The organism is Pseudomonas sp. WC2 (assembly GCF_050586545.1).
Classification (GTDB): domain Bacteria; phylum Pseudomonadota; class Gammaproteobacteria; order Pseudomonadales; family Pseudomonadaceae; genus Aquipseudomonas.
The window spans coordinates 160,692-183,399 of sequence record NZ_JBOBDR010000006.1 but is presented as its reverse complement, the minus strand read 5'-3'; the positions used below and the strand labels follow the sequence as shown (position 1 = coordinate 183,399).

The window sequence follows — 22,708 nt, the reverse complement described above, 5'->3', positions numbered from 1 at the left end:
GAAGAGCGGATCATGGCACTATGCTACGTGACGATCCTTGATTAATCACCCACTGTTGCGTGTGTCATTCGACTTAAAACAGCATGTGCAAAAAGTCTCCCCCTCGCCGCACGGGTAGTCAGCTCGCGATCTCGGCGTCGTCCAATGCTTGGTAAACCGAGAACTGGCCGAGCATTTGCGCAGTGCCGAGCGGCGGAGCCAAGGGTTTCGCTGGCGTTAGTGAGTAGGGATTCGCTGTGTACATGGGGTTGACCCAGTAGATGCGTTCGGGTTGGTTAGTGCTGGCCGGAGCCATTCATTGAGCATGACCATGTGCGTAACAAGCACGTTGGTTACCAACTTCCGTAAGGAATACCGTACTTGTCGATATACCGCTTCGCCTTTTCACTCACTGGATAGGCGTAGCGCCCTCCATTCTTGCCCTGACTCGGCCCCAGTGGTTCGATCTCAGCCTGTGCTCGAGCCACTTTGATCGCTTTATGGCATGAGTCCTTGACCCAAGCCTGCACAACTCCGCCGGGAGCGAGCCCCAAGTAGACCGACGCCATAAATCGCGCTTCTTGATTGGGAGTTTCCGCGCATCGTTTGTTGGTGGATGACACCATCATTTGCCTTGCTTGCTCAGGAATATCTACCCAGGCTTGCCAGGTTTTCTTTTCAACGATTGATTGCCACCGGACGTAGATCCGGACGGGAAGACCGGCGCCCACCACTCGTTTACCACTACCGTCCACGATTGACCAACCCCGCGCTGACTCGCTGCCGTCTTCTGGCTCACCACCCGCCGCAGAGCCACCATTTGCTCGGTAGTAGACCTTACCGGCGACGTCTTGGACGGAACTGTCCTCAACCCAAACCTGCATGTAATTCGGCTCGATGAAGGCCAGCTCCCACCATTCGGACTTGGGGTCATTTGTTCCGGATAATGGGTCAGCAGATTGGCAGCCGGTCATGAACAATACGCATAGCAGGGTCACAATTAATTTCATTACCAAAGCGTCCAATCGGGTACATGAGGATGTTGCACGCGAATCGAGTCTGCCGTAGGGGCGTTGATGTAGACAGCTTTTATACCGCTACCATCTCTGCGCCCAAGAGGGTGGTTCCAGTTTGCAGAGGTGTGAATGTACTTCAGTTTCAGAAGCTGTTCTTCCTCAGGAGTAACGTTGTAATCCTTGGCCAAGAACCGATCACACAGCGCTTGTAGTTCTGAGGGGACAGCTAGGTCCGGAGTGTCTGGGATGTCTTTAAACCGAACGCCCTTCTCTTTTGCCAATTGGTGCATTACTCGCAGATAAACCCTGGACAGCATGCCGCTTACAGGGCGTTTGAGCTGGACCGCAGCGTACACGCGCTTCATGCGTGGGCTGATCCCATTGGGCTGGCTGTTTGCTAAAGGAGTTGCATCAGGCGTGACGATTTCCAGCATTTCTGAAGGCCAACCTTTCGCGAGCCATTGATCTCTGACCATCGCAGCATCACGGTAAATCGAGGTAGCAGATACATCAGTGAATTGCGAAACATCAAGTGTTTGCATCGGGCTGATAAGCACGTTTTCTTGCGCTTCTTCGAGGTAACCACCACCCAGATCAGAGTGAACACCCGGCAAGGTGATTTCCAGATGATCGGGTTTGACACGACTCAGAGCGAAGTTGGCTCGACATTCATCGCGGGCTGTCAGTTGAACAACATCGGAAAAAAAACGTCGATCCAAGTAAAGCCTGATACCCGTTGCGATGGAGCTTTTGATGTTACCCAGATTGGACCAGCCAGCAATTGAGGGCACGGTGTCGAACAGACCAATAAAGCCCATATTGATGCTGCTTTTATATTGATCGTTGAAGGTTGAGCTGAACCCTCTCGCACTACTGCGCAAAATTTCCCCGAGCGGCCCCTGCTTTCCACGGGCAATTTCATTGGCAAAGTGTCGAGCGGCAGCAGCTCCACGACTGAAGCCGAACGTATCGAAAGTCAGCGAGGTGATTTCACTATTGGGAATGTTCGCTAACACGCCTTCGATGCGCAGTTTGATCTCTGAAAATGAGAACTGAACACGACCCGCAACGCCCGTTTCGCCCCGGCCTGTACCAGCCCCGAGAGTGCTGTCCTCTTCGCCTGAGCGGGTACCGATACCCTCGATATAGACCATACGGAACGCTTGCTTATGCGAGCTATCGCCTTCGGCATTTTGAGGCGCGTAGTACAAGTCACTAAGTTTTTGCACATTGCTAGTATCGTTGCCGTAGCTGCTGTCCGGATTTTTCATGAACGGCTTGCAACTGGCATCAATGTCTTCGGCTGCAATTGGATGATGGGCGCCGCACAGCAAGCCCGCAGCAGCATTACTAGCGTTATTGCCGGTACCGTCGAAGAACACTCCGATACGCAAGGCAATGCCGATTTTTTCACGCGCCGATGCAGGCTCTTTCCCATACTTCTCATACTCCGCCCAACGCTGGGCGTGGATGTCGACGGGTTTGGCTTCTTCGTAGCGATGGTTTTTCGGGGGGTTGGGGACGTAGCCGCTCAATCCTTGATTCCTTGTTCTGATCCTTGAAGAACGGCGCGAAGGGTGACAGCGGAGGCTTAGGGGCACAAGCCGTGGCCCTGTGCCAGCGCTGTTGAGACCGCGTTTAAGGACGAGGGTTTCCCCTCGTCGCGGTGGTGGGTCAGTTGGCGATTTCGACGTTATCCAGCGCTTGGTTTACCGCGATTTCGCCGAGCATGACGACCTGTGCGATGCCCAGTGCGGTTTTGCGGTGGGAGGTGTCGAGCATGGCGGCGAAGTTGATGAGCATTTCGCTGGCGGAGCCGAGGGTTTCGCTGGCGTTGGCGAGCAGGGATTCGCTGTCGTACTTGGGATTGGCGAGGTACATGCGTTCGGGTTGGTGGGTGCTGGCCATGATTTGCGCAGGGCCGAGGTAGTGGTCGAGGGCGCGGTCAGCGGCTTCGTTGAGTTTCTTGGAGTTGGGGGATTCGTAGGGGGATGTGGGATCGATTTCGGGTGGGTTGGGTGTGACTTTGAACATGGTGAAACTCCTAGTTGATAAAAGGAGCCTCCACATTCGCTACCAAACGAAGGTGGCGGCCATACGCGGGTTGGTAGACCGGTAACTAGGACCCGGCACACCCGAAGGTGTCCTGCGCATGGCCACCATTGAGCACAGACCTGAAGCGGTCAGCGAACGGTGCGCGATGCGACTAGTTATGGCGGGCTACCAAACCCGATCACTGTTTTTCAGTGACCGGCAAACGATAGAACCCGCGCCCTAGACGCACAAGCCGGCGGATTCTGGCTTAGTCGTAGGCAACGGCGCAAGGCGTTGTAGGGCGCAGATCACCATTTGAAGCATCATTTAAACAACCACCTCGCTCCCTGTTTACCCACCAGTAAACACCTGGACATTTGCTGCAATGATTCCCTCCGCAAAGGATCGTATGACTCCAGCACAGATCCCGCGAAACGAACCAGACCAACCCCCCTCGCCCACAGCGTGACCAACCGGTCCCCTGCAAAAACGCAAGCTATTTCGGTGTCGATATCAGACACAAAAATGCCGCGTTCAGGCTATTGAGCCATCAGACAGCCCAGTTAAGGTGACGCGTCTTTTCAGCAAAATAAAGCCATCGCGATGATGCGTTTGATAAGAACTGCGGCGTTTGAGGGGGGCTTCTTGAAGGAAGTCCAGCAGGCAACAACCAAGCCCTCCCAATTCGCTTAAATGTCGATCAGCAGAGAATAAGAAAACCATGATCAGCCCGAACTCCAAGGATTCGAGTGGCCAATTGGCGCAGGGCTTCAAGCCTCGTCACGTCACAATGTTGTCAATCGCGGGCATCATCGGTGCCGGTCTGTTCGTGGGCTCGGGGCATGCCATTGCGGCGGCGGGGCCTGCGGTGCTGCTGGCTTATCTTTTCTCGGGTCTGCTCGTCGTTCTGGTGATGCGCATGCTCGGTGAGATGGCAGTGGCCAATCCCGACACCGGTTCGTTTTCTACTTATGCCGATCAGGCAATCGGGCGCTGGGCTGGCTTTACCATCGGCTGGCTGTATTGGTGGTTCTGGGTGCTGGTGATTCCCATCGAAGCGTTGGCCGCCGGCCACGTGTTGCACCAATGGTTCCCGCAGGCCGATGCCTGGCTGTTCGCCTTGGTGTCGATCATTGCGTTGGTGATCACCAATCTGTTCAGCGTGTCGAAATACGGCGAGTTCGAGTTCTGGTTTGCGATGGCCAAAGTCGTGGCGATCATCGGCTTCATCGGCGTGGGTTTCGCGGTGTTGATGGGCTGGGTGCCCGACCGCGAGGTCAGCGGGTTGAGCGGGTTGATGGCTGATCACGGCGGCTTCGCCCCCAACGGCATGTCAGCGGTCGTCGGCGCGTTCATCACCATCATGTTCAGCTTTATCGGCACGGAAGCAGTGACCATCGCCGCCGCTGAATCCAGTGATCCGGCGCGCAACATTGCCAAGGCAACGCGCTCGGTCATGTGGCGCATCGGCGTGTTTTATCTGCTGTCGATTTTCGTGGTCATCTCGGTGGTGCCGTGGAACGACCCGTTGCTGGCGTCGGTGGGCTCTTATCAGCGCGCCCTGGAAATCATGAACATCCCCCACGCCAAGTTCATGGTCGACGTGGTCGTCCTGATTGCCGTGGCCAGTTGCATGAACTCGTCGATCTACATTGCCTCGCGGATGTTGTATTCGCTAGGCCGTCGTGGCGATGCGCCGAAAGCGCTGAAGGCGACGTCTTCTGAAGGCGTGCCGCGCGCCGCCGTGATCGCCAGCACCGTGCTCGGCGCGGCGATTACCGTGTGGAGCTATGTGATGCCCGCCGGGCTGTTCGAGTTTCTGCTGGCCAGTTCCGGCGCAATTGCCTTGCTCGTCTATCTAGCGATTGCCGTGTCGCAGTTGCGCATGCGCAAGGTGCTGCGTCAGCGCAACGTCGAACTGACCTTTCGCATGTGGCTGTTTCCTTGGCTGACCTGGTTGGTGATCGTGTTCATTTGCGGTGCGTTGACGGTGATGATGATCACCCCGCAACACCGCACCGAAGTCACCACGACGATCGGCCTGGCGCTGGCGATTTCCTTCATCGGCCTCTTGACCTCGCGCCACCCTGCGCCCGCTGCTCAGGCCACCTCTGCCGGGTAAGCAGAACTGATGCCCCCCACGCCAAGGCTGGGGGCTCGCCATCGTTTTTCTGCAAGGACAATCTCGATGTCATCGAACGCCCCCATGCCCGACGGCAAGACTCAGTCCATCGGTTTTCTGCTGTTGGACAAATTCACCCTGATGTCGCTGGCGTCCGCCGTTGAGCCTTTGCGCATGGCCAATCAATTGACCGGCCGCGCGCTGTATCGCTGGCACACGTTCAGTCTCGGTGGCGCGCCAGTCTGGGCCAGTGACGGTTTGCCGATCACGCCGGACGCAGATTGGAAGAATCCCTCCGTGGCGGACACGGTCATCGTCTGCGGCGGGGTCGGCATTCAGAGCGTGATTACCCGCGAGCACATCACCTGGCTGCAAGCCCTGTCGCGGCAATCAAAACGCCTGGGCGGCGTCTGCACCGGCAGTTGGGCGCTGGCGAAAGCCGGGCTGCTTGATGGCTATGAATGCAGCGTGCATTGGGAATTCCTCGCGGCCATGCAGGAAGCTTTCCCGCGCGTTGGTGTCAGCACCAGTCTGTTCACCCTCGACCGCAATCGCTTCACCAGCTCCGGCGGCACGGCGCCGCTGGACATGATGCTGCACCTGATCGGTCGCGATCATGGCCGTGAACTCTGCGCCGCGATCTCGGAAATGTTTGTCTACGAGCGCATCCGCAGCCAGCAGGACCATCAGCGCGTGCCACTCAAGCATGTGCTCGGCACGCATCAGCCCAAGCTGCAGGAAATCGTCGCGTTGATGGAGGCCAATCTTGAGGAGCCGATCGACCTCGACAAGCTCGCCGAATACGTTGATCTGTCGCGGCGGCAACTGGAGCGGCTGTTTCAGAAGTACGTGCAATGCACGCCGTCACGCTACTACTTGAGGCTGCGGCTGATTCGCGCGCGGCAACTGCTCAAGCAGACATCCATGTCGATCGTTGAGCTGGCGTACGTCTGCGGATTTGTGTCCACGCCGCACTTTTCCAAATGCTATCGCGAGTACTTTGGTGTGCCCCCGAGCGATGAGCGCTTCGGTTCTGACATGAGTCGCAAGTCCCCAACGCCAGCGACTTTGGCCGAACCGCAGACTTCGCTGGATCAGGCCCGACATGAATCGACATTTGCCAGTGTGCGAACGATTGAACGAGCTGACTGCGCGTAATTGTGGGCAGTCTTCAGGGCACTGTCGCGGGCGGCAAGTCGTTCTGGCGCACATCCGCTTCCGCCGTTGAACGCTGCATCGTCTCCGGCACAGCGAACCAAAGCAGCACCAACGCCACCGCCGCAACTGCCGCCAACGTCAGGAATGCGGCGCTGTACCCCGCCGCCTGCACGACGAATCCGGCCAAGCCGTTACTCAATGCCGCGCCCAGGCCGAACGCGGTCGAGAGTGCGCCGAGGCTGACATTGAAATGCCCAGTGCCCAACGTCAGATCTTTAACCACCACCGGAAACAGTGCGCCGAAAATCCCCGCGCCAACGCCGTCGAGCAATTGCACGGCGACCAGCCAATACGGGTCGTCAGACAGGACATACAGCACGCCCCGCAGCGGCAAGATCAGAAAGCCTGCGAGCAGCAGCGGCTTGCGTCCCCAGACATCGGCCTTGGCGCCAACCAGCATCGCGACCGGCACCATCACCAATTGGGCGGCAACAATGCAGGCGGACGTCAGTGGCGTGGCCATCTGCAGATTGGCCTGCGCCAGTTTCTGGCTCACCAGCGGCAGCATTGCGGCGTTCGCCAGGTGAAACAACGCGCAGCACACGGCAAACATCAGCAGCGGTTTATTGGTCAGCAGCACTGACAAACCCGACGGTTGCGTGCCATGCCCCGCGCCGCCCGGATCCAGCCCCCTGGCCACATCGTGGTCGATGGCTTCTGGCGATACAAACGAGACAGCGACGACGCTGGCAACCGCCATCGCCGCCATCAGATAAAACACCGCGACCGGCCCGAACAGATAGGCGAACAACCCGGCCAACAGCGCTGCGCAGGCGTTGCCGGCGTGGTTGAAAGTTTCGTTACGGCCCGTGCGTCGGGTGAAGGCGCGCGGCCCGGTGATCCCCAAGGTGATCGCCGAAATGGCCGGGGCGAAAACCGATGCGGCGACAGCGCTGAGGGCCTGGGTCAACGCCACCAGACTGAACGACGTCACGAACGGCAGCAGCAGACAACTGCCGGTCACCAGCAACGCGGCAATAATGATGATGGCGCGTTTACGCCGCGTGTTATCGACCAGCGCACCCGCAGGCGTTTGCGTGATGAGCGCGGCGATCCCGGCGATGGTCATGACCAGACCAATGCTGGCCGGGTCCCAGTGGTGAACCGCCAACAGGTAAATCGCCAGATAAGGACCGAGCCCGTCGCGCACGTCGGCGAGGAAGAAATTCAGACTGTCGAGTGACAGGTTGTTGCGACGATCGAGATGAGTGGCCACGGGCAGCGTCTTCGGTGTTCGAGGTCGTGCGAATTGAATCAACCTCCGCTGATTGAATGACCTGTGGCGCGGGGACTTAGTTGCAGGGATCGTCAGCAATTCGCCGCTCGGCCAATACCCGACGGGCAGCTTGGCTGGCTCAAATCGATCGCTGGTTTACCCGGGCCATCAGTTGCTCGGCGCTTTCCTTGCGTTCGGAGTAGCGGTCGACCAGATGCGTCTGCTGATCGCGCAACAACACAGTGAACTTCACCAACTCCTCCATCACGTCAACCACACGGTCGTAGAACGGCGACGGTTTCATCCGCCCTGCCTCGTCGAATTCCATGTAGGCCTTGGGCACCGAGGATTGGTTGGGGATGGTGAACATGCGCATCCAGCGGCCCAGCACGCGCAACTGGTTAACTACGTTGAACGACTGCGACCCGCCGCAGACCTGCATCACCGCAAGGGTTTTGCCCTGTGTCGGGCGCACGGCACCGAGCTCCAGCGGGACCCAGTCGATCTGCGCCTTGAACACGGCAGACATGGCGCCGTGACGTTCGGGTGAACACCACACCTGCCCTTCCGACCACAGCACCAGATTGCGCAGCTCCTGAACCTTGGGATGGTCGACCGGAACGTCGTCGGGCAGCGGCAGACCGGACGGGTTGAAGATGCGTGTTTCGGCACCGAAGTGTTCGAGCAGGCGCGCGGCCTCTTCTACCAGCAAACGGCTGAACGAGCGTTCGCGGGTCGAGCCGTAGAGCAGCAGGATGCGTGGTTTGTGTTCGCCCAAAGGGGACGCTCCTTCGAACAGCGAATGATCAAGATGGGGCAGTTGTTCTGACATATGTCCTCCAGCTCAGAGAGAGCCGATACGATCCAGCTCACGCTGAAGTTCAGCGCGGCTGAGTGCTTTGAATGGCAGGCCGAGAAAAGTCGCGCAGCGCCGCTCGATGATCGCCAGGGTGGCAGTAAATGCCGCGTCCACGGCGGCATCGTCGCCGATCACATCCGAGGGATCTGCCAGCCCCCAATGGGCTTTTAGCGCGGGGCCGAAATACACCGGGCAGCTCTCACCGGCGGCCTTGTCGCAGACGGTGATGACAATATCTGGCGGATTCTCTTCGAACGCGTCATTGCCTTTGCTGGATAAGCCATCGATGGCAATGCCGGCCTGTTGCAGCGTCGATAGGCTGCGCGGCAACACTTGGCCCTTGGGGAAACTTCCGGAACTCACGGCCTCGAATCCGGGGCGCGCCAGATGATTGAACATGGCTTCGGACAGGATGCTGCGGCAGCTGTTGGCGGTGCACATAAACAGAATTAGCATGGTTTTTTCTTTCTCAGCAGCAGGCGGTTTCGCGAACCGGACGACCGTCCATGTTCTGCAGGCGCGCGGCATTGTCCTGGAGCCAATCGGCGTTGGCTTTGGACGTCACTTGCAGAATTTCGCGAACCCACGCTGGCAGCTCCGGGTTGAGGCGGTAATAGACCCACTGACCCTGACGGCGATCAAGCAGCAAACTATTGCTGCGCAGTTGCGCGAGGTGGCGGCTGATTTTCGGCTGGCTGTCGCCGAGTGCGCACATCAACTCGCAGACGCAGAGCTCACCTTGATCGGCGATGAGCAGCATGGCGCGGACGCGGGTTTCGTCAGCGAGGCTCTTGAAGACTTCGGTGGGGGAGATCATCGGAGGGACTCAACACATACGGAAATCCGAATATACGGATATCCGTATATTAATCAACGAAGAAGTTCATTCTTGCCAAAGTCTCGCAGGAGCAACGGTTTTCACTCGCCGCTCGCGACATCATTCCTGCCGGTCCTAGGAAAGGGATTGAAGGTGTGCATGCACCACCGGCGCGACGATCTCCACTTTGATCTTGTCCGGGTCCTCACAGTAGAGGGCGTAGTGCTCCGGGCCGCCGGCGTACGGATAGACGCTCTCGTAGAGAAGACGAAAACCGGACGTTCGCAGCCAATCCGCCATTTCCTCCACTTGCGCCTGTGAACCCGCCTGGAACGCCAGATGATTCAAGCCCACGCCCCGGCGGTTAAAGCCCTGTTGCAGATCGCTGGCCTGAACGAACACCAGGTAGGTGCCGTTGAGAATAAAGCTGCGCCCGGCTTGCCAGTTTTGATGCTGCGTATAACCCAGCATCAAGAGCAACGGCTGCCAAAAACGCAGCGAGACTTCCAGCGATGAGACGTTGATTTCAACGTGATGAAGCATGCCGGTTTTGGGTGTACTGCTCAGATCGCTACTGCTCATCGGCGGCGTTTCCATTGGTTCCGTTAAGCGTTTTCAAGAGCGTATGACGACTCCACGGGCCGCAGTACTCAGGCACATGCGCGATCAATCTATATCCGCAACGGATGTACCACCGTGCGACGTCGTCATCCAGCGTTTCGATCAAGGCATCCACGCATGCCCTTTCAATCGCTAACGCCTCGAGCTTGTGCAACGCCTGCGTACCCAGCCCCGTTCCGCGCCATTGCGCGTCGATCCACAGGTAATTGACGAACAGGCGCCGGAATTCGGTTCTGCCTGTAGCCCCGCCGATCAGTGTTCCCTCCTCCATCAGCGCACAGGCGATGGATTCAGCTTGCCCGCCGCGCGCCTCAGACAAGGCTCGGCCATGCTGTAAGACGCCTTCACTGATAGCCTTCAAGGTGTCCGCATTGATGTCGCGAACGGTAAGCCATTCCCTCATTGCTGCTCTCCATTGCCAAGGGCCTTGGAGGTATTCAAGCAAAAGCGGCGCCAACACCAGCACAGCCAAAACGATTAACGGATGCCGGGCTTCGATCTGCCCAGCAGCAACCCCTGCTCCGCCTCACACAACCCCACCACATAATCCCAGACCACCCGCAACCGCACCGATTTGTGCAACTCGCGCCGCGTGCTGATCCAGTAGCTGCGCTCGATACTTTCATCCGGCAGCAATGGAACCAGATCCGGATCCGACTCGGCCATGTAGCACGGTAAAACCGCTATCCCCAATCCTGAGCGCGCCGCTTCCTGCTGGGCGATGACGCTGGTGCTGTGGAACACGACGCGAGGGCTGCGGCAGAAACTGTTGAGAAACATCAGCTCCTGACTGAACAGCAAATCATCGACATAACCGATCCACGCATGCCGCCCGAGGTCTTCACGGCTTTGCAGTGGCGGGGCTTTATCGAGGTAGGCCTGGCTCGCGTACAACGCCAAGCGATAGTCAGTAAGTTTGCGCGTGACCAGCATGTCCGCCGCCGGACGCTCCAGATGAATGCTGATTTCGGCCTCGCGGTTGAGGATGCTGACAAACCTCGGCACCGCGACCAGCTCCACTTCCAGTCCCGGATAGCGCTCGAACAAGCCAATCATGCGACTGGCGAGAAACTTGATGCCCAGCCCTTCGGTGACACCGACGCGAATCTTGCCCAACGGCGCGGTCGACTGGGTGATTTCTTCCTGAGCCAACAACGCCACATTCTCCATGGCCTCCGCATGCTTGAGCAGCGCCTCCCCCGCCGGGGTCATCTCATAGCCTTGCGCATGCTGGACGAACAGCGCAGTGCCGAGGCTTTTTTCGATGGCTTCGATGTGGCGGGCGACGGTGGCGTGCGTGGTGTTGAGGCGGCGGGCGGCGGTGAGCAGGCGGCCACTGCGTTGCAGTTCGAGAAAAAACCGCAGGTCGTTCCAGTCGAACATGGCGTGTCCTTGTCGGCTATCGTCTAGTGAGGCTGTTCGAAAACGCACAGCGGCTGCGCAAAAACTAACATTCTTTTGACGAAAGCTAACAACTAGAGTGTCCGACAATAAAAACAAAAAGCGAGGTCAGGGAATGCAGACTTCCCTCGATGAATATGACTACATCGTGGTCGGCGCCGGCCCTGCCGGGTGCCTGCTGGCCAATCGGCTGTCGGCGGATCCGCAGCAGCGCGTGTTGCTGCTCGAAGCCGGCGGACGCGACAACTATGCCTGGATTCACATCCCTGTCGGTTACCTGTTCTGCATCGGCAATCCGCGCACCGACTGGTGCTTCAAGACCGAACAACAACCCGGCCTCAATGGCCGCGCGCTGAGTTATCCGCGCGGCAAAGTGCTGGGCGGCTGTTCTTCCATCAACGGCATGATCTACATGCGCGGCCAGGCCAACGACTATGACGGCTGGGCGGCCGAGGGCAACCCGGGCTGGGCCTGGAAGGATGTGCTGCCGCTGTTCAAACAGAGCGAAAACCACTTCGCCGGCGCCGCTGATTTTCACGGTGCCAAGGGTGAATGGCGAGTGGAGCAACAGCGCTTGTCGTGGCCGATTCTCGACGCGTTTCGCAACGCTGCCGAGCAAAGCGGCATCGCCAGCATCGACGATTTCAATCAGGGCGACAACGAGGGTTGCGGCTACTTTCAGGTCAATCAGAAGGCCGGGGTGCGTTGGAATGCGGCCAAGGCGTTTTTGAAACCGGTGCGTAACCGCCCGAATCTGACGGTACTGACCGGGGTTGAGGTGGATCGGGTTCTGCTGGAGGACGGTCGCGCTTCGAGAATCAGCGCGCGGCACGAAGGTCAGACCAAACAGTTCAAGGCGCGCAAGGAGATTGTCTTGTGCGCGGGCTCCGTGGGGTCTCCGAGCATTCTGCAGCGCTCCGGGATTGGCCCGCGACCGCTGCTCGAACGTTTGGGTATCGGCGTGATTCACGAGCTGCCGGGTGTTGGCGGCAACCTGCAGGATCACCTGCAATTGCGCCTGATCTACAAACTGGAAAACGCCCGTACGCTGAACCAGATCGCCGGTAGCGTGTGGGGCAAGATGGGCATGGGCCTGCGTTATCTGTATGACCGCAGCGGGCCGTTGTCGATGGCGCCAAGTCAGCTGGGCGCGTTTGCGCGGTCGGGGCCGGAGCAGACCTCGTCGAATCTGGAATATCACGTGCAGCCACTGTCGCTGGAGCGCTTTGGCGAACCGTTGCACAGCTTCCCGGCCTTCACCGCGTCGGTGTGCGATTTGCGTCCGCAGAGTCGTGGGCGGATCGAAATCCGTTCGGCGAATCCCCAGGAAGCGCCGCTGATTCAGCCCAACTATTTGAGCCATCCGGAAGATTTGCGCGTCGCGGCAGATGCGATTCGCCTGACCCGCCGCATCGTCAACGCGCCTGCCCTGCAAGGGTTCAAACCGGTGGAATACCTGCCCGGCGCGAGTCTGCAAAGTGAAGAGGAACTGCAGCAAGCGGCGGCGACCATCGGCACAACGATTTTCCACCCGGTCGGCACCTGTCGCATGGGCAATGACGGCGAGGCGGTGGTCGATGCGCAATTGCGCGTTCACGGCGTGCCCGGTTTGCGCATCGCCGACGCTTCGATCATGCCGCGCATCACCTCGGGCAATACATGTTCGCCTACGCTGATGATTGCGGAGAAGGCTGCACAGCTGATCCTGGCTGGACCTGTACACAGTCCAAATGTGGGAGCGAGCCTGCTCGCGAATGCGGTAGCACATTCAACATAAACGTTGACTGACACGATGCCTTCGCGAGCAGGCTCGCTCCCACAATAATCAACAGCAGAATCACGGCATCGCGCATCACCCGGACACGCAACACCAGTGGAACAACAAAAACAATCACTGTGAGGGATACCGATATGTCAGAACACGCTCAGCCGCTGGACGCCGTGCGCAGCGCGGAAACCAGCCCGGATACACGCAAAGTCATCTTCGCCTCATCGCTGGGCACGGTGTTCGAGTGGTATGACTTCTTCCTCTACGGCGCCCTCGCGGCGGTGATCAGCAAACAGTTTTTCGCCGGGGTCAACGACACCACGGCGTTCATCTTTGCGCTGATGGCCTTCGCCGCAGGCTTTATCGTGCGGCCGTTCGGAGCGTTGGTGTTCGGTCGGTTGGGGGACATGATCGGGCGCAAATACACCTTTCTCGCGACGATCATTCTGATGGGTGTCGCGACCTTCTGCGTCGGTCTGCTGCCGACCTACGCCAGCATCGGCATCGCCGCGCCGATCATTCTGGTGGTGCTGCGCATGCTCCAGGGTTTGGCGCTCGGCGGCGAATACGGCGGCGCGGCGACCTACGTGGCGGAACACGCGCCCATCGGCAAACGCGGTTTCCACACTAGCTGGATTCAGTCCACCGCGACCCTCGGTCTGCTGCTGTCGCTGCTGGTGGTGCTCGGTTGCCGCTATTTCACCGGCGATCAGTTTGAAGTCTGGGGCTGGCGCATTCCGTTCCTGCTGTCGATCGTGCTGCTGGGTATTTCCACCTGGATTCGCCTGAGCCTGCACGAGTCGCCCGCCTACCTGAAAATGAAAGAGGAAGGCAAAACCTCGAAAGCGCCGATCCGCGAATCCTTCGGCAAATGGGACAACCTCAAAGTCGTGCTGATCGCTCTGTTCAGCATCAACGCCGGGCAAGCGGTGACTTTTTACGCCGCGCAGTTCTACGTGCTGTTCTTCCTCACCCAGTTCCTGAAAATGGACCCGGCGGTGGCCAACACCTTGCTGATCATCAGCGTGGTGATCGGCGCGCCGTTCTTTATCATTTTCGGCTGGCTGTCGGACAAGGTCGGGCGTAAACCGGTGCTGATGCTTGGTCTGTTGCTGGCCACGGCGCTGTACTTTCCGATCTTCAAATCCCTCGCGCACTACGCCAACCCGGCGATCGATCAAGCCAGCCGTCAGGCGCCGATCACCGTGATGGCGGATCCGGCAACCTGCACCTTTCAGTTCGATCCGGTCGGCAAAGCCAAATTCGACAGCCCCTGCGACAAGGCGAAAACCTTTCTGGTCAAGCAAGGCCTGCCTTACTCGAGCGTCGCTGCGCCGGCTGGCAGTGCGGTACAAATCAGCGTCGGCGACGTAAAACTCGACGGCTATGATGAAGCGGCATTGCGCGGTGCGATCACCCTCGCCGGTTACCCGCAACAGGCGGATTTGCAGCAGATCAACAAGCCGATGATCGTCGCCCTGATCGTGGCGCTGATCATCATCAGCGCCATGTGCTACGGCCCGCTCGCGGCGCTGATGGTCGAACTGTTCCCGACGCGCATTCGCTACACCTCGATGTCGCTGCCGTACCACATCGGCAATGGCTGGTTCGGCGGGTTCCTGCCGACGGTGTCATTTGCGCTGGTGGTGTACACCGGGGATATTTTCTACGGGCTGTGGTATCCGGTGCTGATTACCGGGGTCAGCCTGGTGGTGGGGATGATCTGTTTGCGTGAGACGAAGAATATCGATCTCGACAAGAACTAAACGCGTTCGAAGTGGCGAGGGATTTTGCTCCCTCGCCATTTTTTTTGTCAGGCCTCAGCCTTGATCACCTCGAACTTCACCTGATCCGGATAAAACGCCACGTAGTCGCGGATCGGCGCCACCGACACTTTCGGGTTCTCATAAGTCCACACGGCGTTCGCGCCCTCATGCCCCGGCACTTGCAGGCTGAAGTAATTGGCATCGCCCTTGTACGGGCAATAACTGGTGTGATCGGTGCGGGCGAAATACTTAGCGTCGATGTCTTCGCGAGGGACGTAATAGACCGGCGGGTAATTGGCTTCGTTGAGGACCAGAACGTGGGAAGACGCGGCGACCTGGATGCCGTGGAATTTCACCAGCAGGCAGCCGGCAAGCTGCTCGAGGTTGATGACGGGACTGGGGCCAGAGGTTTTCATTGGGGTTCTCCTGTGTACGGCGAAGAGACCGATTCAGGTATAGCCCATAGGTGCCGATGCGGGTGGACTTACAGCCGAACGGCCAATGACCCGGCGCTCCGCCACCGCGAGGGTCTCCGCGAGATTTCCCGCAACGTTTTATCTGTATATCCATACAGATAAAAGTTGCCCCACGCTTCAAGTCCAGCCATTCTGTGCGCCTGTTCCGACCTTGATCGACGATGGTGGTTATGCGGCTGTACCTCTGTGAAAAACCCTCCCAGGCCAAAGACATTGCGGCCGTGCTCGGCGCCAAGCGTCGGGGCGACGGCTGCTGGCTGGGAACGGATGTCACGGTGACCTGGTGCATCGGCCACTTGCTCGAAACCGCTCCGCCGGATGCTTATGACGCACGCTACAAGCGCTGGGTACTGGCGGATCTGCCGATCATTCCGGACAAGTGGAAGATGACCGTCAAGCCGCGCACCGCCAGCCAGTACAAAGCGGTGAAACGCCTGCTCGGCGAGGCCAGCGAACTGATCATCGCCACCGACGCCGACCGTGAGGGCGAGATGATCGCCCGGGAACTGGTCGAGCACTGCCGCTACCGCGGGCCGATTCGCCGCTTGTGGCTGTCGGCACTCGACGAAGCCTCGATCCGCAAAGCCTTGGCCGCGCTGAAACCGGGCGCCGAGACGTTCAGCCTGTATCACTCGGCGCTGGGGCGATCGCGGGCAGACTGGTTGATCGGCATGAACATGAGTCGCCTGTTCACCTTGCTCGGGCGACAGTCAGGTTATCAAGGGGTGCTGCCGGTCGGTCGGGTGCAAACGCCGACATTGCGGCTTGTTGTTGATCGCGACCGCAGCATTGCCGATTTCGTACCGGTGCCGTTTTGGGCGATTGATGTGGATCTGTTGCATAACGGCACGCCGTTTACCGCGCAATGGCGCGCGCCGTCGGATGTTTGTGATGATCAGGATCGTTGCCTCAATCAGGCATTGGCCCAACAGGCAGCGGCGGCAATCGGCAGCGCTGCCAGTGCACGGGGGGTCAAGCTGAAAACCGAGCGCATGCGCGAAGTGGCGCCCCTGCCCTTCGATCTCGGCACCTTGCAGGAAGTCTGCTCGAAGAAACTCGGCCTCGGTGCGCAGGAAACGCTCGATATCGCCCAAGCGCTGTATGAAACCTACAAGGTCATCACGTATCCGCGCAGCGATTGCGGCTACCTGCCCTTGAGTCAACACAGCGAGGCGCCGGGGATTCTCGCGGCGCTGCGTCAGGCCGATCCTGGCCTTGAAGCACTGCAAGGGTTTCTTGAACCTCAGCGCCGCTCACGGGCCTGGAACGACGCCAAGGTCAGCGCGCACCACGGCATCATTCCCACCGCAGCGGCGAAGAATCTCGAACGCCTGAGCGGCAAGCACCGCGCGGTCTACACGCTGATTCGCGCACGTTACCTGGCGCAGTTTCTGCCCAATCACGAATACGATCGCACCCAGGCCGATTTCGATTGCGCCGGCCAAGCCTTGCGCGCGGTCGGCAAGCAGATCATCGAGCCGGGCTGGAAGCGCGCCCTGCCAGAGGCGCTCGCACCGGCCAAGGGCCGCGAAGCCCCTGCCCCGCAAACGTTGCCGGCCCTGAGCCAAGGCGTCGAATGTGCCATCGCCGCGGTGAAACTCAAGGATCTGTGGACGCAACCACCGAAACCCTACACCGAGGGCGATCTGATCAAAGCGATGAAAAACGTCGCCAAACTGGTCGAAGATCCGCTGCTCAAACAGAAGCTCAAGGACACCACCGGCATCGGCACTGAAGCCACCCGTGCGTCGATCATTCAGGGTTTGCTGGATCGCGGTTATCTGGTGAAAAACGGCAAGGCGCTGGCCGCCACGCCCGCCGCGTTCAGTTTGATCGACGCGGTGCCCCGGGCGATTGCCGATCCTGGTACGACGGCGATTTGGGAACAGGCGCTGGACATGGTGCAAAGCGGCGAGATGAGCCTGGAAGAGTTCGTCACCAAGCAGGCAGCATGGATGAGCAAACAGGTTGCACGCTGCTCCAGCCTCAGCCTGACCATCAGCGGACCGCCTCCTGCTGGCAAAGCGTCTGCACCGTGGAAAAAGAAACGCAAATCAACCCGCAGCAAAACCACCGGCACCAGCAAGCGCGCAGCGAAACCGGCCGCCAGGTAAAACCCGCTACTGTTTCTGCAAGGTTCATCACTTTCAGGAACTCGGCGCATGCCCAACATTGATCTGCACCCCGCTCAACGCGATGAACTGCAAATCATCGAAAACCTTATGCAGTTCTACATGTACGACTTCAGCGAATGGCTGCCGTTGAAACTCGCCGGGCACGGTTTCTTCTCCATCCAGGCAAAAATCGACTACTGGCGCCGCCCGACCACTCAACCATTCCTGATCCACGTCGACGGCGAACTGGCGGGTTTCGTGACCGTCGATGACGAGGTTCATGTTGCCGGTGCACAACACAATATCGGCTACTTCTTCATTGCCCGGCGCTTTCGTGGCCAAGGCATCGCGCAGTTTGTCGTCTCTGCCCTCTTGAAGCGCATCCCCGGTCAATGGCAGATTTTCCATATCAACGCCAATCTGCCCGCGCAACGCTTCTGGGCCGGGCTGATCCCTGAATTGACCGGCGGCGATTTCACCCGGCACCAGCGCGAAGTGGACGGTTATCCGTGCACGTTCTACTGCCTCCACACGCCTTTTTCCGTTACCTGAACGGATCCTTTCTCATTCCAAAACAGCTTTGTCCGACAATATGTAGTGCTTGAAAATAATCACTACAAAACCGTTGACGGCGTCGTTTTGCTTTTGCATGATGAAGACGTTCCCCGATCGGGAACACGGGTAACACGCTTGAGCAAACTCGTCTGACCGCCGAGTTGTTTTTTCCGGATACACGCTGCCCACAAGGCAGATTGAAGAAGCTGACCTGGCCTGAACGTCCAGTACAAGGACGAGAAGCGCTGGCGAAAATTCTCAAGACGCTTGTGGTCGACACTGAAAATGTCGTCAAGGAGCCTCCCGGTTTTCGCTGCTTCTCTTCGTTGTGACGCTATTGCGTAGCAGTTATTCAACACGACTACATGCAACAGATGCACGACCCCGTACTCCATGCGGGCGAGCGCTGACGTCCTGGTTTCGGTGCCAGGGATCAACTAACCGATGGGCTACCTGTATTAGCGAATCAACTTTGAAAGATCACCAAACTGGTCAAGGGGCAATATTATGAATCTGAACAATCAACCTACTATCGAAGAACTGGCTCGTATGTTCGCTGCGCAAAAAGACAGCCACGACAGCCATATTCTGTGGATCAGCAAGTCGGGTCAGGTGCATATCGACTGCCTGGCGCCCCATGCTGGTGAAGACGAATTCGACCGTAACCATCAGAACCTGCTGGCCCGCCTGAAGATGTACCGCCGTGGCCACGGTTATGTTGGCAAGAAAGCCGCGGCTGACAAGGACTTCATCGGTAATGTTCTGCAAACGCTGAAACAGGCGTGGGACTCGATGCAGAACAAGAATGAAGTTCGGGTGATTGATCGGTTCTGCTGACTCTAAACTTCAATAAAGAAAGGGCCTGCTTCCGATTAAGAAGCAGGCCCTTTTTATTGGCCGGAACAGAACCACCACTCGTACAGGGACGGCGCCGTTCAATGATTCTTTGTTTCCAGCACCAACTCCATGAATGCCTCCGCCGCTGCGCTGTGATAGTTGTTCTTGCGCCGCAACAACGCCGCCCCACGCTGCGGCGCATCACTGTCGACGTCTAACCTGCGCAGCGCCCGATCCTCGCTCGCAATCGCCTGCGGCAACATGGTTGCCATGGGCAAACACCGCACCACCTCCAGCAACGTACTCACCGAGTTCACCTCGATCCGCACCTTGGGCGTAATCCCGTGCTGACGAAAATACTCATCCACCGATAAGCGCGTGATGAAGTCTGGCGCCAACAAGGCGAAGCCCAAAGAAGCAATGTCATCCGCAGTCAGCCGCGAGTGGCTGTCATAGAGCGGATGCTCGCGCCCCACCATAATCCCCAGCGTCTCGGTAAACGCCGGAATGCATTCGATGTCCGCATGCCGCACCGGCGTGAACGCAATCGCGACGTCCAGCGAATCATCCGCCAGCCCCGCCTCGATGTCGTCCATCGACAATTCGAAAATCTGCAGATGAATGCCTGGATAACGCGCGGTGAAGTCACGCACCAACGGCCCGACCAGGTACGCCATGAACGTCGGCGTCATCGCCAGGCGCAAGCTGCCGCGAGACAAATCTTTCACGTCATGCAATGCACGCTTCCCGGCCTCCAGCTCCACCAATACCCGCCGCGCACATTCGATATAAGCCTCGCCAGCATCGGTGGGTTTGACCGTGCGCGAGGTTCGGTCGAACAGGTTCACGCCCAGGGTTTCCTCGAGTTGGCGGATCTGCTGCGACAGGGTCGGCTGCGACACATGCAGCGCCTCCGCCGCGCGAGTGAAGCCGCCGTGATCGGCGACGGCCAGCAGATAACGCAAATGTCGCAGCAACATGGACACACCATCTATAGGCAGGGCTTATGCAAAGCATTGTATATCGATCTTGGACGCTATGAATCATTCGGCAGAAGATGGCTCCCACACAGCAAGCCAACCCTGAAAGGAGTGTCACCATGCAACAGTCCCACGCCTACAACGACAACAGCCTGGCCCTGACCACCCGCATTCTCGACGCCAAGGCAGGCAAAAATCTGTCGTGGCAGGACCTCGCCGACGGCACCGGCCTCAGCCTGGCCTACGTTACTGCCGCCCTTCTTGGCCAACACCCACTGCCGGAAAACGCCGCGCAAGTGGTCGGCCAAAAGCTGGAGCTGAGCGCTGAAGACGTCGCGGCGATGCAGATCATCCCTCTGCGTGGCAGCCTCAGTGGTGTACCGACCGACCCGACCATCTACCGTTTCCACGAGATGATCCAGATCTACGGCACCACCCTTAAAGCGCTGGTTCACGAGCAGTTCGGCGACGGCATCATCAGCGCCATCAACTTCAAACTCGACATCAAGAAAGTCGAGGACCCGGAAGGCGGCTCCCGCGCCGTGGTCACCCTCGACGGCAAATTCCTGCCCCTGCGTCCGTTCTGATGTGCCCCGGCCCGCACCCGCGTGCGGGCCATCCGATCTCCATCAAAGAGAACACGCCCATGAAAGCCCTGATCGACGGTTTCCTGAAATTCCAGAACGAAGCTTTTCCGCAACGCAGCGAATTGTTCAAGCACCTGGCGACTACCCAGCAACCAGGGACGCTGTTCATCACCTGCTCTGATAGCCGTGTAGTGCCGGAACTGCTGACTCAGCAAGAACCCGGCGAGCTGTTCGTCATCCGTAACGCCGGCAATATCGTTCCGTCCTACAGCCCGCATCCGGGCGGTGTTTCGGCGACGGTGGAATATGCCGTGGCAGTGCTTGGCGTGACCGACATCGTGATCTGCGGCCACTCCGATTGCGGCGCGATGACCGCGATTGCGCAGTGCAAATGCATGGATCATCTGCCCGCTGTCAGTGGCTGGCTGCAACATGCCGAGTCGGCGAAGGTGATGAATGAGGCGCGCACCCATGCCAGTGACGCCGCGAAGTTGAGTTCGATGGTGCGCGAAAACGTGATCGCGCAACTGGCGAATATCCAGACTCACCCGAGCGTGCGTCTGGCTCAGGAGAAAGGCCTGCTGAACCTGCATGGCTGGGTGTATGACATCGAGACCGGCTCGATCGATGCGCTGTCCTCCGACCGCCGTACCTTTGTGCCACTGGCCGAGCAACCGACGACCTGCGCGGTTTACGCAAACAGCGCTGACGCAGCCTGAAACACCCCCTGTAGGAGCTGCCGAAGGCTGCGATCTTTTGATCTTGAAAAACCAACATCAAAAGATCGCAGCTTCGGCAGCTCCTACATTGAGGGGGCTGTGTTGCCGGGGATATCAGCGTTTTACCGTGAGATCGACCTGGGTCATGCGGCTGCGCACGGTGAATACGCCGTCGCCCGACAAAATCGCACTGCGCGCAAACAACCGCCCGCTTTCCCAGTTCGAAAGCCCCAACTCCGGTTTATTCAGCGCGTACTGACCATCCACCCAACGGGTGATGCCATTGCCTACGAACGGCGCGTTTACCGCATTGTAAAAACGCTCATGAGCCACAGCGTCCTCACTGATCAACGACACAGTGAATTGCGGGCTGTAGCGGTTGAACAGCGCAATCGCCTGATCCAGATCGTCAACAATCATCAGGCTGACTTCCGGGGTTTCCTCCCACTCCCACTCGCGACCCAACTCGGACTGCGCCAAGGGTTCGGCCAGTGCTTCGGTCTGATAACCCCCGGCGCGATAAACTTCGACCGTCGCCTGCTGCCACTCGCTCGGCAGGCAACCCTGGCTGCCTTCGACGATGTGCAATTTGCAGCCCTGCCCCCGAGCATTACCAGCTTGCTGCAATGCCTCGAGGAACAACGGCACCAGTTCAGCCGCACGCTCACGCTGGATCAAGCAGACATTCAGCGTGTTGCACACCTTGCGATCCAGCGAGTTGCGCACCACGGCGGCGAAGCGCTTGGCATCGGCATCGCGATCAGCAACCAGCCAAGCACCGCCCGTGCCGTGGAGGCTCACCGCGGTGCCGGCCTGCTGAGCGATGCTGCCCAGTTGACTGACCGCTCGCCCCGAACCGCGCGCCACCGCCAGCGATAAACGTCGATCGGCAAACATCGCCCAACCGGCGGCGTGATTGACACTTTCCACCAGCGACACCGCGCCGGCCGGCAAACCGGCATCGGCCAGTGCCGGGTTCAAGGCGTGGGTGACGATGGCTTGCGCTGTGCCCAATGCATCGCTGCCAATGCGCAGCACGGCGGTGTTGCCGGTGCGCAAGACCCCGGCCGCATCGGCAAACACGTTCGGCCGCCCTTCAAAGACAAAGGCCACGATGCCCAGCGGTGAAACCACTTGCTCGACCTTCCAGCCATCATGCTCGACGCTGCTGATGACTTTGCCGCGCGTTGCCGCCGCATCACGCCAGGCGCGCAGGCCGGCGATCATGTCGCGGCGCATGCGTTCATCGGCGAGCAAACGGGTGGTGGAACGACCGCGAGCCTTGGCCCGTTCAATATCGGCCTGGTTGGCGGCTTCGATCTGCGCCCAGCCATCGGGGGTTTCCAGGCGTTGCGCGAACAGATCAAAGAATTGACTGATGGACTCATCGGACACAGCCGCCAATGCTGTGAACGCAGCCGCCGCCCGCTCTATCGCCACGGACGCCGCTTGCTGATCCGCCACTGGAATCAGCAGCAGTTCGCCACTGACCTGCTCGACCAGCAGATGGTCACCGGGCTGAAACCGAGCGGCCAGTTCGGGGCTGACCACGGTGACGCGGTTTCCAGCGAAAGGGATCGGCGTGCCAGCGACCAGACGTTCGAGTGCAAGAGACATGAAGCG

Annotated in this window: 22 protein-coding genes; 9 read left to right on the top strand and 13 right to left on the bottom strand. The window is 59.0% G+C overall.

What is annotated here, in order from left to right:
• Positions 1–332 precede the first annotated feature (332 nt).
• From ACQ4OE_RS09625 to ACQ4OE_RS09615, 3 genes are all read right to left on the bottom strand, one after another.
• Positions 333–989, bottom strand: a complete 657-nt coding sequence (locus ACQ4OE_RS09625) for a DUF2931 family protein (protein ID WP_122594176.1) — start codon at positions 987–989, stop codon at positions 333–335.
• Complete coding sequence (locus tag ACQ4OE_RS09620; RefSeq protein ID WP_430946495.1) at positions 989–2,530, bottom strand: DUF2235 domain-containing protein; 1,542 nt, start codon at positions 2,528–2,530, stop codon at positions 989–991. Before ACQ4OE_RS09620 ends, ACQ4OE_RS09625 begins: the two co-directional genes overlap by 1 nt.
• 139 nt (positions 2,531–2,669) lie before the next feature.
• Complete coding sequence (locus ACQ4OE_RS09615) at positions 2,670–3,029, bottom strand: DUF6124 family protein (RefSeq protein WP_430946494.1); 360 nt, start codon at positions 3,027–3,029, stop codon at positions 2,670–2,672.
• A 721-nt stretch (positions 3,030–3,750) separates the two neighbouring features.
• Here ACQ4OE_RS09615 and gabP point away from each other — a divergent pair.
• Positions 3,751–5,151, top strand: coding sequence for a GABA permease (gene gabP / locus ACQ4OE_RS09610; protein ID WP_430946493.1), 1,401 nt, complete (start codon positions 3,751–3,753; stop codon positions 5,149–5,151).
• Positions 5,152–5,217: 66 nt separating this feature from the next.
• Entirely contained in the window at positions 5,218–6,309 is a 1,092-nt protein-coding gene (locus ACQ4OE_RS09605) for a GlxA family transcriptional regulator (protein WP_430946492.1), read from the top strand.
• A gap of 13 nt (positions 6,310–6,322) precedes the next feature.
• Here ACQ4OE_RS09605 and ACQ4OE_RS09600 read toward each other — a convergent pair whose 3' ends face one another.
• The 7 genes from ACQ4OE_RS09600 to ACQ4OE_RS09570 form a co-directional block, all read right to left on the bottom strand.
• Positions 6,323–7,585, bottom strand: coding sequence for an MFS transporter (locus tag ACQ4OE_RS09600; protein ID WP_122594171.1), 1,263 nt, complete (start codon positions 7,583–7,585; stop codon positions 6,323–6,325).
• A gap of 139 nt (positions 7,586–7,724) precedes the next feature.
• Positions 7,725–8,417, bottom strand: a complete 693-nt coding sequence (gene arsH, locus ACQ4OE_RS09595; RefSeq protein ID WP_430946491.1) for an arsenical resistance protein ArsH — start codon at positions 8,415–8,417, stop codon at positions 7,725–7,727.
• A gap of 12 nt (positions 8,418–8,429) precedes the next feature.
• Entirely contained in the window at positions 8,430–8,900 is a 471-nt protein-coding gene (locus tag ACQ4OE_RS09590; RefSeq protein WP_430946490.1) for an arsenate reductase ArsC, read from the bottom strand.
• Positions 8,901–8,913: 13 nt separating this feature from the next.
• Positions 8,914–9,261, bottom strand: a complete 348-nt coding sequence (locus ACQ4OE_RS09585) for a metalloregulator ArsR/SmtB family transcription factor (RefSeq protein WP_430946489.1) — start codon at positions 9,259–9,261, stop codon at positions 8,914–8,916.
• A 135-nt stretch (positions 9,262–9,396) separates the two neighbouring features.
• Entirely contained in the window at positions 9,397–9,858 is a 462-nt protein-coding gene (locus tag ACQ4OE_RS09580; RefSeq protein ID WP_430946488.1) for a VOC family protein, read from the bottom strand.
• The gene (locus tag ACQ4OE_RS09575; protein ID WP_430946487.1) at positions 9,833–10,285 is read right to left on the bottom strand and encodes a GNAT family N-acetyltransferase; all 453 of its coding nucleotides are present in this window, start codon (positions 10,283–10,285) and stop codon (positions 9,833–9,835) included. The genes ACQ4OE_RS09580 and ACQ4OE_RS09575 overlap by 26 nt, the downstream gene beginning before the upstream one ends.
• 74 nt (positions 10,286–10,359) lie before the next feature.
• Positions 10,360–11,265: a LysR family transcriptional regulator gene (locus tag ACQ4OE_RS09570; RefSeq protein WP_430946486.1), complete on the bottom strand. Its 906-nt coding sequence runs from the start codon at positions 11,263–11,265 to the stop codon at positions 10,360–10,362.
• A gap of 133 nt (positions 11,266–11,398) precedes the next feature.
• Between ACQ4OE_RS09570 and ACQ4OE_RS09565 the strand changes: the two genes are divergently transcribed.
• Both ACQ4OE_RS09565 and ACQ4OE_RS09560 read left to right on the top strand, forming a co-directional pair.
• Positions 11,399–13,060, top strand: a complete 1,662-nt coding sequence (locus ACQ4OE_RS09565) for a GMC family oxidoreductase (RefSeq protein WP_430946485.1) — start codon at positions 11,399–11,401, stop codon at positions 13,058–13,060.
• Between the two features lie 134 nt (positions 13,061–13,194).
• The gene (locus ACQ4OE_RS09560; RefSeq protein WP_430946484.1) at positions 13,195–14,817 is read left to right on the top strand and encodes an MFS transporter; all 1,623 of its coding nucleotides are present in this window, start codon (positions 13,195–13,197) and stop codon (positions 14,815–14,817) included.
• Between the two features lie 47 nt (positions 14,818–14,864).
• On the opposite strand, the gene ACQ4OE_RS09555 is transcribed toward ACQ4OE_RS09560, so the two are convergent.
• Positions 14,865–15,233 (bottom strand): DUF427 domain-containing protein, encoded by a 369-nt coding sequence (locus tag ACQ4OE_RS09555; protein WP_430946483.1) that lies wholly within the window; start codon positions 15,231–15,233, stop codon positions 14,865–14,867.
• A gap of 230 nt (positions 15,234–15,463) precedes the next feature.
• Here ACQ4OE_RS09555 and ACQ4OE_RS09550 point away from each other — a divergent pair, with 230 nt between their 5' ends.
• From ACQ4OE_RS09550 to ACQ4OE_RS09540, 3 genes are all read left to right on the top strand, one after another.
• Positions 15,464–17,407 (top strand): DNA topoisomerase III, encoded by a 1,944-nt coding sequence (locus tag ACQ4OE_RS09550; protein WP_430946482.1) that lies wholly within the window; start codon positions 15,464–15,466, stop codon positions 17,405–17,407.
• A 48-nt stretch (positions 17,408–17,455) separates the two neighbouring features.
• Entirely contained in the window at positions 17,456–17,959 is a 504-nt protein-coding gene (locus ACQ4OE_RS09545; protein WP_430946481.1) for a GNAT family N-acetyltransferase, read from the top strand.
• 510 nt (positions 17,960–18,469) lie between these two features.
• Entirely contained in the window at positions 18,470–18,799 is a 330-nt protein-coding gene (locus tag ACQ4OE_RS09540) for a hypothetical protein (RefSeq protein ID WP_122594161.1), read from the top strand.
• Between the two features lie 98 nt (positions 18,800–18,897).
• Here ACQ4OE_RS09540 and cynR read toward each other — a convergent pair whose 3' ends face one another.
• Positions 18,898–19,779 carry a transcriptional regulator CynR gene (cynR, locus tag ACQ4OE_RS09535; protein ID WP_430946480.1) on the bottom strand — a complete coding sequence of 294 codons (882 nt, stop codon included), beginning with the start codon at positions 19,777–19,779 and terminating at the stop codon, positions 18,898–18,900.
• Positions 19,780–19,898: 119 nt separating this feature from the next.
• Between cynR and cynS the strand changes: the two genes are divergently transcribed.
• Both cynS and ACQ4OE_RS09525 read left to right on the top strand, forming a co-directional pair.
• Complete coding sequence (cynS, locus tag ACQ4OE_RS09530) at positions 19,899–20,366, top strand: cyanase (RefSeq protein WP_430946479.1); 468 nt, start codon at positions 19,899–19,901, stop codon at positions 20,364–20,366.
• 59 nt (positions 20,367–20,425) lie between these two features.
• Positions 20,426–21,085 carry a carbonic anhydrase gene (locus ACQ4OE_RS09525; protein ID WP_430946478.1) on the top strand — a complete coding sequence of 220 codons (660 nt, stop codon included), beginning with the start codon at positions 20,426–20,428 and terminating at the stop codon, positions 21,083–21,085.
• Between the two features lie 114 nt (positions 21,086–21,199).
• On the opposite strand, the gene ACQ4OE_RS09520 is transcribed toward ACQ4OE_RS09525, so the two are convergent.
• A complete protein-coding gene (locus ACQ4OE_RS09520) occupies positions 21,200–22,702 on the bottom strand; it encodes an aldehyde dehydrogenase family protein (protein WP_430946477.1) in 1,503 nt (500 codons plus the stop codon).
• Positions 22,703–22,708: the final 6 nt, after the last annotated feature.

Bases quoted from the DNA above. Each gene is read 5' to 3' on its own strand.
- ACQ4OE_RS09625 (WP_122594176.1), bottom strand. From the start codon at position 989: ATGAAATTAATTGTGACCCTGCTATGCGTATTGTTCATGACCGGCTGC.
- ACQ4OE_RS09615 (WP_430946494.1), bottom strand. From the start codon at position 3,029: ATGTTCAAAGTCACACCCAACCCACCCGAAATCGATCCCACATCCCCC.
- gabP (WP_430946493.1), top strand. From the start codon at position 3,751: ATGATCAGCCCGAACTCCAAGGATTCGAGTGGCCAATTGGCGCAGGGC.
- ACQ4OE_RS09605 (WP_430946492.1), top strand. From the start codon at position 5,218: ATGTCATCGAACGCCCCCATGCCCGACGGCAAGACTCAGTCCATCGGT.
- arsH (WP_430946491.1), bottom strand. From the start codon at position 8,417: ATGTCAGAACAACTGCCCCATCTTGATCATTCGCTGTTCGAAGGAGCG.
- ACQ4OE_RS09590 (WP_430946490.1), bottom strand. From the start codon at position 8,900: ATGCTAATTCTGTTTATGTGCACCGCCAACAGCTGCCGCAGCATCCTG.
- ACQ4OE_RS09585 (WP_430946489.1), bottom strand. From the start codon at position 9,261: ATGATCTCCCCCACCGAAGTCTTCAAGAGCCTCGCTGACGAAACCCGC.
- ACQ4OE_RS09580 (WP_430946488.1), bottom strand. From the start codon at position 9,858: ATGGAAACGCCGCCGATGAGCAGTAGCGATCTGAGCAGTACACCCAAA.
- ACQ4OE_RS09575 (WP_430946487.1), bottom strand. From the start codon at position 10,285: ATGAGGGAATGGCTTACCGTTCGCGACATCAATGCGGACACCTTGAAG.
- ACQ4OE_RS09570 (WP_430946486.1), bottom strand. From the start codon at position 11,265: ATGTTCGACTGGAACGACCTGCGGTTTTTTCTCGAACTGCAACGCAGT.
- ACQ4OE_RS09565 (WP_430946485.1), top strand. From the start codon at position 11,399: ATGCAGACTTCCCTCGATGAATATGACTACATCGTGGTCGGCGCCGGC.
- ACQ4OE_RS09560 (WP_430946484.1), top strand. From the start codon at position 13,195: ATGTCAGAACACGCTCAGCCGCTGGACGCCGTGCGCAGCGCGGAAACC.
- ACQ4OE_RS09555 (WP_430946483.1), bottom strand. From the start codon at position 15,233: ATGAAAACCTCTGGCCCCAGTCCCGTCATCAACCTCGAGCAGCTTGCC.
- ACQ4OE_RS09550 (WP_430946482.1), top strand. From the start codon at position 15,464: ATGCGGCTGTACCTCTGTGAAAAACCCTCCCAGGCCAAAGACATTGCG.
- ACQ4OE_RS09545 (WP_430946481.1), top strand. From the start codon at position 17,456: ATGCCCAACATTGATCTGCACCCCGCTCAACGCGATGAACTGCAAATC.
- ACQ4OE_RS09540 (WP_122594161.1), top strand. From the start codon at position 18,470: ATGAATCTGAACAATCAACCTACTATCGAAGAACTGGCTCGTATGTTC.
- cynR (WP_430946480.1), bottom strand. From the start codon at position 19,779: ATGTTGCTGCGACATTTGCGTTATCTGCTGGCCGTCGCCGATCACGGC.
- cynS (WP_430946479.1), top strand. From the start codon at position 19,899: ATGCAACAGTCCCACGCCTACAACGACAACAGCCTGGCCCTGACCACC.
- ACQ4OE_RS09525 (WP_430946478.1), top strand. From the start codon at position 20,426: ATGAAAGCCCTGATCGACGGTTTCCTGAAATTCCAGAACGAAGCTTTT.
- ACQ4OE_RS09520 (WP_430946477.1), bottom strand. From the start codon at position 22,702: ATGTCTCTTGCACTCGAACGTCTGGTCGCTGGCACGCCGATCCCTTTC.